The organism is Asticcacaulis sp. P2_C5, assembly GCF_056404555.1.
Window position 1 is genome coordinate 256669 of sequence record NZ_JBFUDU010000011.1, and the last position, 11427, is coordinate 268095.

An 11427-nucleotide genomic window follows, 5' to 3' on the forward strand; every position below is an offset into this window, starting at 1 on the left:
CGACAAACGCAGGAGGTTTCAATGGACGAGTTAGCGAAAAAGCGCGCAATGGCCGCAGGCAAGATCGCATTTGGTGCGGCGCGCATAGCTGGCGACATAGCGACAGCGACAGGACACGGCGTTCTGGGCAGCTTTCTAAAGTCCCATCATATGACACGTCAAGCTATGCACCTCGGCAAGATGGGCGTGGAAGGCGGCTGGAAATCTCCTGAAGAACGGCGTTGACGACTGGAAAAATGCGTGATTTTTGGTTGAACGGCCTACCATATTCAATCCTGAGATTTTTTTACTTTAACGGATAGTCCTGTTTTCTGTTTCCCCTCTCTGGCATATGGATACTTGAATGAATCTCGATGCTCCCACAGTTAACCGGATCGCAGATGTGATAACGAAAACTGGGGCTGTCCCATTTCCGGGAGGCCACGGCGTCCATTTTAACGATGTCCGGCAGCGACACCGACACGTTGCCGATCAGCCCGGCGCCGAGGCGCGCTGCTACGTAGCCCTGGCGCTGCTGGGCGAAGAGGATTCGGACGAGCGCTGGAACCGAAAGGAATGGCTTCCCCATTCTGCCGCATGGTTCGATGTTTATGGTCTCGACCTTGCCTCCCGCCTGGACGCGCCGCGCTGGCGCTACTTGCTTGCGGGGATGTTCACAGTCCTCGAACGGTGGGCGGGAGAGCGCGTGTCACGAAAGCATCTGCTCCCCGACATCCTTGAATGCTATCGCCTCGCCAGGGACCGCCTGGGCGCTATGCATAGGCGGGTCGGCGAAGGCGGCGTGCTCTGCGTCGTGGGCGGCGCACTTCCAGGCGTGAGAAATCTGCCGGCGGGAACAAGGTGGGACACCGCCGCTGCGGAGCTTTGCGGTCCAGACGCCGCCAGTGTGCAGATGTTGTATTTCATGCATGTCCTGCATAGCAGCCTGGGCGTCCCACAGCACACGGTGGACGAAACCTATCCGCAACGGCTGCAATTTTACAGTCAACTCAGGACCATCCTTGAAAGCGGCGGCGGTAGGACGTGCGAACTATGCGAGGCTGGATTGCGAATTGCCGAGGCCCTGGCCTCAACCGCTGTGCTCAACAGGCGAGGAAAACCCTCAATCTCAAGGGCCACGCTTGCAGCCAGCCTGCCTTCCTGTTTCCAGCCTGCCGATGAGCATACGCGTCCACCGCTTCGCGCAGCTGTTGCCGCGCGGCTGGAACACAATATTGCCGCGCAACAGCGTTTGCTCGCCGCTCATGATCTGGCCGAAACCATTGCCGACCTGCTCATGGATGTCGTACGGGCCGGAAGGCGTGAGGTGCCTGTCTTCCGCAAGTCAGACTACGGCTATTTGCTGAGCCTTATTCGTGACGGCCGTCGTCGTTACGCGGCCCAGGTCATGCGCGGAGCCCTAGTGCCTTCCGAAGAAGACATAACTGGACCTGCACCGGTCGGTCCGCGTGTAATGAGCAAGGGCTTTGCCGAAAGGATGATGACGGACAGGCTCGTCGAACCGGCACGGTCACGCCTCGCCTTGCTGGCCGATGAAATAAGCTGGACTTCGAGAACCACTTCAGAGCGCTGTGCGATCTGCCACGTCGAAGGACGCGCAAAAGGATGACGAAGATGACGACCGCCAAGACCTTCACGCCGGATCGGTGGCTTGTTTGCTCGGGCGCAGCATTTGATTCGATTGCCGGCTTTTGGAATCAGGAAGCCGGCAAGGACAGCTTGTTGCAGTGGCGCCTGGACCATGACCTGATCGAACGCACCGATCTTGTGCTTTTGCCGGAATACCTTACCCGTCTGGTAGGCGAAGACGGCGGCAGCATTTCCATCGTGTTCGAAAATGTCGATGCGGCCGCGCAGGCGGCGATAGATGCCTTGCCGGACCTCGCGACCCAAGGCCTGGAAATCTTTATTATCGATTGGCGCGCCTCGCCGTTCGGGACGGTCATCGGGATGAACAGTCCCGACAGGGCCCTTCTGGAAAGGCTTCGGCAAGACTGGGGCGCGACCGGAACAAGTGTCGGCCATGACCCGGCTACCGATTTCACACTGGACTGGACGAGTTTTGAGAAGGCCTTGATGGCATGGGAGAGCGGCTGCCGCTTAAGCGATGAGGACGGCTTTGCTCAACACTATCCGGCTTTTGAAGCGGTGCCTGTTCCCTGGCGCGCCCTCGCCTTGAGCACGATGCATCGTCGGCGTCACGAGACACCGGAACCGGCAAACGACAACACCTGGATGCGCGTAAAGGAACTGGCCGCCAGTTCGCTGATGGAGAACGGCGGGGCTTTCCGTCTGGATGCCCCCTCCGAAAGTCCCTATCGCTGGAGCCTGACCTGGGCGCCAAACGAAGGCGGACCGGCCGGATTTTTGATCTTGCAATGTCACCCCTCATCTGCAAATTTGCTTGTCGGCCATAGGGTCCGGGTCAAGTCCGGGGAAGTTGTGTTCGACCTCGGCGAAATCCAGGAAGACGGCATCGCCGAAATTCGACTCGAAGCCCGGCCGCGCGATCTTTCCGTGTCCATTACACATCCCGACGGTGCCTGATGCATTGCTGGCTTCTTCTGGTCGATGGTGTGTCGGGTATTGCCCGGGGTGTTACGGGCATCGAGGTCGCCGACGGTCCTGAGGAACTGGAGGCGAGCCGGCTTGAGGTTGGCCGGGTAACGGTCAACGGGGAGCGTGGCGGGGTTCTGGCGCTTTCGGCCAGGCGGGGCGCGGAGGTCGCTTTGCAGCTACTGTTCCGCGAAATGAGCCGCAGGCGGACCATCGGCCACTTGGCCGTCACGACGGCGCCCCTGGAGGCGGCGGTTACCGGGCACAGCGGCGAGCTGCTGTTCGGACTGGCGGTTTTTACCCACCTGGCGCGCCGTGACGGACTGTCGGCCATTGTCGAACCACGGTTTGCTGCGACTGGAACACTCGACCCATTGGGCAATGTCGGCTCGGTCGAGGCCGTCGTTGCCAAGCTGGAGGCGGCACTTGCCAGCTACCCTGCCGCCGGTGGGCTTGTCTTCTACCCGCGTGCCGACGAAGGCCAGATCGATGGGGCACTGCGCCGCCGGTGCCGTGAGTGTGGCCTACAGTTACACCCGGTGGACCGGATCGATGACGCGCTGGCGGCGCTGGGCATTGAGATCAAAGGCGGATGGACCGGCACCCCATTTCGCTCCCTTAATTCCTTCAACTTTCAAGACAGCCGGATCTTCTTCGGCCGGCAGGGCGAAGTGGCCGCGCTGCGCGAACGCCTGCACCAACGCGCTGCGGCCGGCCGTCCCGGTATGCTGGTGATCGGCGCTTCGGGAGCCGGCAAAAGCAGCTTCTGCATGGCTGGGCTCCTGCCCGCGCTGAAGCTGGATGTGCCGGACCTCGAACACGCGGTCTGGCGCCCACGCGAAGCCATCTCTGGTCAAGCCGGAACCGAGGTCGGAGAAGCCGACCTTGCCCGTAGCGTGCTAGCCAGCTGGCGCCGGCGGGACGAGAACCAGACGGGTTTCGACCTGGCCGCGGCGGCGCCCGATAACGACGACCTCACGTCCCTGGCAACCGTGTTTCCCGAAAGCGTGTCGCAGATGGATCGGCATGTTTGGGTAGTCGACCAGTTCGAGGAACTGTTCACCCTTGGTTTCACCGCCGCGGCGCGCATTGCCTTTGCGCGCTTCCTGCGCGACCTGCAAACACGGGGAGTCTGGGTCGTCGGCACGTTGCGAAGCGAGTTCTACGGCCAGTATCTGGACTTACGTGATGAGCACGGCAACGCGCTCCTGACCCCGTTGCTGGACAGCGATGGCGTATTCAACCTGCCGCGCATGGGCCGCGACGCGCTGCGCCAGGTGATTGTCGGCCCAGCCGAACTCGCTGGGCTGCACTTCGGGACACGTGTCGGCGACGGCATACGGCTCGACGATGTGCTGCTCGCCGACGCGATGGGTACGGACGATGCCTTGCCGTTGCTGGGTTTCGCGCTGCAGACACTCTATGACGGGCTTGAGCGAGCAGGACCGGATGCGGATCCGTCGGCAGAACAACCGCGCCTCCTGACGTTTGCCGCCTACAAGGGCCTTGGCGGTCTGCGGGGCGCGATCGGTCGGATCGTCGAACCGATGTTCGGGTCGCTCGATGCGGAGGCGCGCGCCACCCTTCCGGGCGTCCTATCGGCGCTGGCCGTACCCTCGGGCGACGGCCAGCGCGAGACCGCCCGCCCCGCCGCGATCGACCAGTGGCCCGCCGGCAGCCCCGGACGCAGGCTGATCGACGCCCTCGTCGCCATCCGCGTCCTGGTCTCCGAGCAGGCAGTCGCGCCGGACGCCCCCGCCCAGCTTCGTGTAGCCCACGAAGCCCTTTTCACCCACTGGGACGAAGCCCGGCGCCTTCTTCAAGAATCTCAGCAGATCCGGCTTCAGGTCGAGGACTTCCGTCAACGCGCAGTCAGGTGGGAATTGGAGGGTAGGCCCGAGGGTGCACTTCTTACAAGCCCCAAAGACCTCGAAGTGGCAAGAGGAGTCCAGAATGCAGTGCCGAACACTCAACGCTACGAAGCACTGAACGCCTTTGTTTACCAATCCATAGCGCTTGAAGATGGTGCCATCAAAACCCGCCGAAATCGGACGCGCTTCTCCATAGCGGTTGCGATTGGATCTATCGTCGTACTTTCGACATTGACAGTCTTCGCGTTCTCCGAACGACAACACGCGATTGCGAAGGAAACGGAAACGGCGGGAGCCTTACAGGACAAGGTTCACGCACTTACCGCTACGAGGGAAGCAAGAGATGAAACTGAGCGACAGAAAATTGCCGCCCTCGCAGCTCGAGATGCCGAATCCGATGCACGCAGTATTGCTGAAACCCAAGCAAACCTTGCGACCCGTGCGAGTCTTGCAGAGCGTGAACAACGGCGGTTGGCAGATTTACGCACGGAAGAGGCATTAAGGGCCCGTCAACTAGCTCAAACTGCGCTCGACAAGGCCGTTGCCCGATTGACAAACGATACCTACCGGGACGATTCCCGCTTAGAAGGGATTCAGCAGGCAATGTTGGAAGACCTTCTTCCCATTTACCTTCAGCTAGTCGACGAAGCCAAGTCAGACCCACGTTCAGACGCCGGCTATGCCAGCGCAGTCGATGAGCTTGCAACCTTGGTGGCCTCGACGACATCACTTCAACGCGCAAAATCCGCGTATCCGCAGATATTGGAGAGACTGCATAGCGATCAACTAGCGGAAGGCGCAACCGCCGAAGCGACCTCACGAATTGGTCTCAATTATGCAAGCGTGCTGTTTTCGAACGGCGAAGAAGCGCGTGCCACGGAGGTACTGGAGACACTAAATCCCAACGTCCGCGCATCGGTCCCTAGCCAATGTCTCAGGTTTCGCATCGATTCCGCTCAGAACGAGGAACGTGATGACTCAGGGTCTCGTGACGCATTGCTTGAGTCGACCTTGGAGTGGAAGCCGACAGCCTTTGCCGAGCGAAAGGCGCGAGCGGCCTGCCTGATAACCATCGGCGGGGTTTATTCAAACAACAACGAGTTTGCGCCGGCAGACAGTTCGTTCCAGGCTGCTACTGAGGCTCTCGACTCCTTGATCCGCGAAAAGCCTTTCAGTGTTGACGCATATGTGTTGGCCGGGTTGTTGCACATTGGTTTAAGCCGACATCTCTACGTACAGCCTAAAAGTCGGACGCCAGACGGCACTTCGAAAGCAAACATTGAGCTGAAATCAGCGGAAGCGTTAATCGATCATGCGATTACACTTTCACCGAACAACCGGGCGGCACTAGAGGCTAAGCTTCGTGTTCAGTTTCTCATTTATCGTACCTTGGCTCGATATCCGGTCGGAGATGAGCCAAGGGATATATCGACAGATATCGGTAACTGGATGGCAGCAGCCGAACAACTCATTGAGCGCGATCCTGACTCTCCAGCACTTGAGCACGCAATCCTAGACTACGGACGAACTGCGATCGAGCCTCGGTCAAAGGCTAGTTCTGCTTCCAAGCAAGTTTCGGAACAAATAGTCAACGAATGCACATCGACAGTCGATAATGCGATCGCTATGGCAAACAGAATGGACAATGCTTTAGTCGCGCAAAAGTTGGTTGTAACTATTTCTAGCTGTCTTTTACGGCGAGATCCAGGTGATCCTCTTCCTTCGCCCGGCACTCTCCCCACAATTTACGTCGACCGGCGCCGCGCAATTGATACTGCTTGGACCAGAGCGCTGGACTTGGCCCCAGATGAATGGACTCGATTCCTAATTCTTGCTAGCCGAATCGGATCCCTGAACGCAGCATCGGGTGACGTGGATTCCGCCCGAGCATTGATGGCCTTAGCAGACTCTGAAGCCCGGCGCCGTCCTGAATCGCTCCGCTTTACAGCTATTGGCTGGGTAATCCGCACTGTAATCGCAAATCAACTTGTTGCCAAAGACCCGTCAGCGGCAAAGGCCGTACTGAACGAGTGTGTTAGCAATTCTGCAAAGCAAGCACTGATGTGTGACGCTCTGCAACAGATGGTTGGACGAGGCGTCTTCGGCAACGAGATCGCCAGCTTTGGAAAACAATCTCCAGTTTTTCGTACGATCGGAATCGCCGGACCTACGGGAAGCGAGGCAGGTGGTCGATTTTACGAATTGGTCTTTAATCCGGGCTACCCGGTCGAGGTTGCAACATACGATAGGGGGAAAGTCAGCATCATCGATGATACTCAATTATCATCGGAAATTGCTCCCGCGGACGACAATTTGTATCGCGGAAGTGCAGACGCGGCAATGGCAGCAATTGGTCGCGCAGTTACTGCAGGAAGAGATTTCAAAGAGGCATATATCACGTATCGCATTGGACCTGGATCCATAGCCCTAATGGAAATTCCGGAAGAGGAAAAGGCGAGACTAAATACGTTTTATACCGTCACTTTCGAGTGGCACGATCCACAAAAAAAGTCCGGCCCATCAACTTGGAAGACGAGTGCGTTTAGTAAAAACACAACTCCTGTCGTTTTAGACGAAGCATTGCTAAAAGAAAAGGTCGTAATTCTTTTGCAAGGAAAAAACGTTTACGGAACTCCAATATTCACTTACCTTGAACTTACGTTGGCAAAGCTTCAAGAACTACGAGATAAAATGCGAGCAAACGCAGACTTTATGCCAGGGGACTATGGCGACGTATTGGAGGCTGGGATGGGCCTTCCCTCGCGCGAGACACGCGCCAAGATGATAGCCGATCATAACATGATTGATGTGCCGAGGCCTCAACGCTCAAGTGCCCAATGACCCACGACCAGCGGCAAATTCCAATAGCGTTAGACGCGGGCATACAATTGTCGAACACTTAAAAATAGTTAGCCGAGCGTCCGGCCTCTCTGCATTTGATCGGAATCGGCTAAAGGGTTTGACTCATATGCAGCCGGAAGAGGGTACATTTCAGCACATTCTTGCCTGAGGAATTTGGCGGATATCCAAATAGCGCCGCCATTTTCGCAAACTTGAAGCTACTTCTGCATCGGATGTCGATACAGACGTGCTTCAGCGATCGGAGGCAAGAGCGTGAAACAAATGAGCTTTGGAACCGCCGTCGGCCGGCTGTTCTTCTTTGCGTATGGCAAAAATTTGCTGCGGCCGAGTGCCAGTAGCTGGATTCTAACTTTTGGGTTCCTGGCCGCGGCTATGGCTGTTTTGGAGGGTATGACCTGGGGGAGGATTCTGTCCGTCTTCCTGCCAGAGAACCTGCCCTGGGTAGCTGTCCTTGTCGGCGTTATCTGGGGCACGGCCATTTTCGCGGTCGACGGCAGTTATGCAACCCTCGACACTTCGGCAGACTATCGCAAGGGGGTTAATCCTGGTATAGGCGCGCCGGCTCCACAGCCGGGTTGGCGGGCATCCTTCAAGAACAAGGTGCTGATGGGCACGCTGGCCCGGCTCAGCATCGTATGCATCAGCATGGCCATCACTGGTCCGTTTCTCGCGCACACGCTTGAAGAGCGCAAGGTCGTTCAGGCCATTGCCGCCCAGAACGACCAAAGGATTTCGGAATTCCGCAAAAACGCTGCGCAAGCCGCCGATCGCGCAATCTCTGATTTGGACGCGAGGATCGAAGCCCAGCGCCAGGAATTAGTCCGGGAAACCGCCGGAAAGTCCTTGTCCGGTCACATTGGATGCGGCCCGGTGTGCCGGGCCATGCAGGCCAATATCGCGAGCCTCGAACAAGCCCGGGACCAAGCTAGGCAGGATAAGGCTGACCGCCTGCAATCGCTTACGGCGATGTCGCCCGCGCGATTGGAAAAGGACGAAGGCGTCAAGCTCCTGAGTGACAACGCGGACACCCGTGCCCAGATCCGCAAGCAATTGCAGCGTGATTCCGGTGATACCATCCTTGGCCTTCCTGCGACGGAAGTGATCGCATCGTCGCTGTTTCTGCTGCTATTCGTCATGATGGCGATGCTTAAGCTCTGCCAACCGCGCAGCGTCATGATCTATTTCAACGAGCATCTTCAAGAGGCCTACAGCCACTATCTCAAGGGCGGCTTTGCGGGTGTGTCGGCGGATGTGCTCCGCCAGGCGGACCGGCATGACGGTCTTTCGCCTATGGGCGCCCAACGCTTCGATGCCTGGTATCACGACAGCTACCTCACAAGTGAGGCCAAGCTCCAATCAGACGCCGAACTGCGCCGCCTGGTGGAAGGCAGGGAAAAGGTTCGTCAACGCAAGTTCCAGACGGACGCGCAGATATCGGGGGCGAATGAACTCAAGTCGCAAATCGTGTCTCAATTGCAGGAAGCAAACACCGAAGCCAGTGAACTGGAGGAGAAAATCATGACCAATATCGCCAACGTCAAGCGTACCCGCCTCACTCAACTCGCGGCCAAGCGTGCCGGCCTCGAGGCGCAGCAACACGATGCCGAGCAAATCAGGGCGGAAAACGATACCAAGATTGAACTAAACGAGGACCAGCTCGGCGAGGTCATGGCGTCAATTCGCCTTGCCGAGGACAGGCTTGGAATAATGGTGCCGTTTGGCGAACACACGAACAAGGCGGCGAACGACCCGCATTTACCCGCCCTGTACGCGACTAGAAACACGCTGATGACGGAACGAAACGACATGGAAATCGTCCGCAAGCACACAGACGCCAACCTGCAACAAATTTCGCGTCTGATTCACGATATCGATGCGGCGGTGACACTGTGCGATGAGGCCGGTGTCGACGACAGATTCATGCTGGAGCCTGAATTCACCACCCTCGTCGAGGAGCGTCAAGCGCTGAAGCGGGATAAGGATACGGCCTTCACGCGGGCAAACAGTCTCGAAGAAAGGCTCGCCTATCAGGATACTGAGCTTGCGGCATTGAAGCAGCAGGCTGATGCTGATCGACAGCAGATTGCCGTATACGACGAGGAAATACGCCGGCGCGAGACGGCGCACGACCTGACCGGCGACCGAAGAGCGGCCTGATCCATCGCTGACATATCTGAGAGCCCCGGGCAACCGGGGCTCTTCTGTTCTGCCATCCCCCGTCGTCACCCCTTGAAGAGTCAAAACGAGCAACACGTTGTCGACTTAGGCCGTCGTCTCAAACAACGCAGAATGTCGTTCCTGACTTTGTCCGGTATCCACCCTCCACAGGGTTAACGACGCACTAAGATTGAGCTGGGAAAGCGCCATTGGGGCCTTTTCTCGTCAAACATCTGACAAAGGAGAACGACATGTCGGGAAATCATCTGGTGCACGGCCTTCACGCGCTCAAGCACGCTTCCGAAGAAGGCGGCACTAAGGGAGCCTTGGCAGGGGCAGTAGGAACGGCGGTCACTGTGGCCGCTCTTGTTCCCTTGGTCGGCCTTGCCCTCACACCCCTTGGGTGGGGCGTCATGGCTGCCGCCGGCGCCGCTGCCGGAGGCACTGGCCTATTGAAAAAGCTTCGCAACCTGTAGGCTGTCCGAGGGCGAGGCGCCATGTGTGTCTCGCCCGTGCCGTCTCTTCTAACCTTTGACAAGCCGCCTCTCGAATACACTCAATCGTTTTAGGACTTTGCCGATTTCCGCTCCAGACGTGATTTCATATTCCGGTTTGAACCATCTACCGACACGGCGTTTCAATGCTCCGACTTGGCCAATTCGGCTGAGAGTTTGACATCGGGCTAGGCCACCGCCATGCCAACTGGCCCGGCGACAGCTCCCCATATTTCAGCGTACCAATGCCGCCGCAACGCGGACATGCTCTGGAATGATTGAATCGCTGTTGGCTTGAACAACACCGCCTAACACATATCCTTGTCGACATAATTGTCGGCGAATGACCTGTGTCTGATTGGCGAGATGACCTCAGCCTTCCGCAATGGCATGATATCGGCGGCGTCCTGAGCCAGGCCGTAGGCCAACAGGAGGCGAGCCATGTCCGCGTCAAGTTCGACAACGACATTTCGCCCCGGTTCTGGCGTTCGCATGGGTGCGATGAGTCCGTGGGGCATGGAGCCAAAGAGTTTGCTGTGGACGTTGGTACGTCGACCGCCGCCTACGAAAAGCAATTGCTTTGGTACACCTTCGACCTGTTTGAAATCAGGGTCATCCGCCATAGTTGGCCCATAAACGGAATGAAAGTGGTGATTGCAGGCCAACTTAAACGTTTCATCCGAAATGGACCGGCACCGGGCTTCTCGCAGCGCCTCGGCCCCTAATACCGCCACGCCAGCGTGATATATTTCGACTTTCGATTCGCTGAGGGGAAGGAAGAAAGTCACAACATCATATGTGGCTGCCCCGACATCAACGATGACGTGACGTCCGTAACGATAATCTGGGCAGGCGCGATAACCCGCGATGACGCCAGCGAGTTCCTCGTAGGTCCAAAAAGGTTTGTCGGATATCGAAACGACTTCGGCTGCCTTGGCCAACTCCGCCTTTACCTGACGCAGCTTCAATGACGAACCTTGCGCAGCAAGCTTAAAGGCAGCCGAAAAGACGCGTTCAAACCGCTTAGCCGTCGCGGCTTCTCCCATAGTTGCGACCGGCAGTCCAAAGTTGAATCGCGAGAATCCTTGGCTGCAGTCGAATCCGGGGGGCGAACTTGTCGTGTGAAATCCTATCGTGTAGGCGATAAGCATTGCGAGAAATGCCGTCGCGGCCTCCACATAACTGACGGGCGTGCCAGCAATAGCTTCATGCCCCTGCCCCCAAAGTAGCGCCAACTTAAAACCCTCAAGCTTTAGCAGTCTGCTGAAAAAGCTTTTTGCCGTTGGCTATCCGCATTTTCAGACGGCCATCAAGCTCTTTTAGGTTTCTTCATTTGCCGTTGTTTTCGACAATTTTTGTTTGTTTTTCCTGATTTTGGGCAGACCTCTCCTATAGGGCTGCCAATTTGGGTATGCGGACCAGGTTGTAGCCTATGAGGTTGAGCATGAAGTCTGCTGCTACGGCCTCAAGTCCGCGATGCTTGGTCT

General features: G+C 57.5%; 7 protein-coding genes. 6 read left to right on the forward strand and 1 reads right to left on the reverse strand.

What is annotated here, in order from left to right:
* Window positions 1–21: 21 nt before the first annotated feature.
* The 6 genes from AC1DXO_RS19690 (at window position 22) to AC1DXO_RS19715 (ending at window position 9922) form a co-directional block, all read left to right on the forward strand.
* Window positions 22–225, forward strand: a complete 204-nt coding sequence (locus AC1DXO_RS19690) for a hypothetical protein (RefSeq protein WP_476979885.1) — start codon at window positions 22–24, stop codon at window positions 223–225.
* A gap of 118 nt (window positions 226–343) precedes the next feature.
* Window positions 344–1609: a hypothetical protein gene (locus AC1DXO_RS19695; protein ID WP_476979886.1), complete on the forward strand. Its 1266-nt coding sequence runs from the start codon at window positions 344–346 to the stop codon at window positions 1607–1609.
* Window positions 1610–1614: 5 nt separating this feature from the next.
* A complete protein-coding gene (locus AC1DXO_RS19700; protein ID WP_476979887.1) occupies window positions 1615–2547 on the forward strand; it encodes a hypothetical protein in 933 nt (310 codons plus the stop codon).
* Complete coding sequence (locus tag AC1DXO_RS19705; protein ID WP_476979888.1) at window positions 2547–7268, forward strand: nSTAND1 domain-containing NTPase; 4722 nt, start codon at window positions 2547–2549, stop codon at window positions 7266–7268. Before AC1DXO_RS19700 ends, AC1DXO_RS19705 begins: the two co-directional genes overlap by 1 nt.
* A gap of 273 nt (window positions 7269–7541) precedes the next feature.
* Window positions 7542–9446 carry a hypothetical protein gene (locus AC1DXO_RS19710; RefSeq protein ID WP_476979889.1) on the forward strand — a complete coding sequence of 635 codons (1905 nt, stop codon included), beginning with the start codon at window positions 7542–7544 and terminating at the stop codon, window positions 9444–9446.
* 251 nt (window positions 9447–9697) lie between these two features.
* Complete coding sequence (locus tag AC1DXO_RS19715) at window positions 9698–9922, forward strand: hypothetical protein (protein WP_476979890.1); 225 nt, start codon at window positions 9698–9700, stop codon at window positions 9920–9922.
* Window positions 9923–10248: 326 nt separating this feature from the next.
* Here AC1DXO_RS19715 and AC1DXO_RS19720 read toward each other — a convergent pair whose 3' ends face one another.
* Window positions 10249–11175 (reverse strand): hypothetical protein, encoded by a 927-nt coding sequence (locus AC1DXO_RS19720; protein WP_476979891.1) that lies wholly within the window; start codon window positions 11173–11175, stop codon window positions 10249–10251.
* Between the last annotated feature and the right edge of the window lie 252 nt (window positions 11176–11427).

Coding starts and splice junctions, on each gene's coding strand:
- AC1DXO_RS19690 (WP_476979885.1), top strand. CDS start 22: ATGGACGAGTTAGCGAAAAAGCGCGCAATGGCCGCAGGCAAGATCGCA.
- AC1DXO_RS19695 (WP_476979886.1), top strand. CDS start 344: ATGAATCTCGATGCTCCCACAGTTAACCGGATCGCAGATGTGATAACG.
- AC1DXO_RS19700 (WP_476979887.1), top strand. CDS start 1,615: ATGACGACCGCCAAGACCTTCACGCCGGATCGGTGGCTTGTTTGCTCG.
- AC1DXO_RS19705 (WP_476979888.1), top strand. CDS start 2,547: ATGCATTGCTGGCTTCTTCTGGTCGATGGTGTGTCGGGTATTGCCCGG.
- AC1DXO_RS19715 (WP_476979890.1), top strand. CDS start 9,698: ATGTCGGGAAATCATCTGGTGCACGGCCTTCACGCGCTCAAGCACGCT.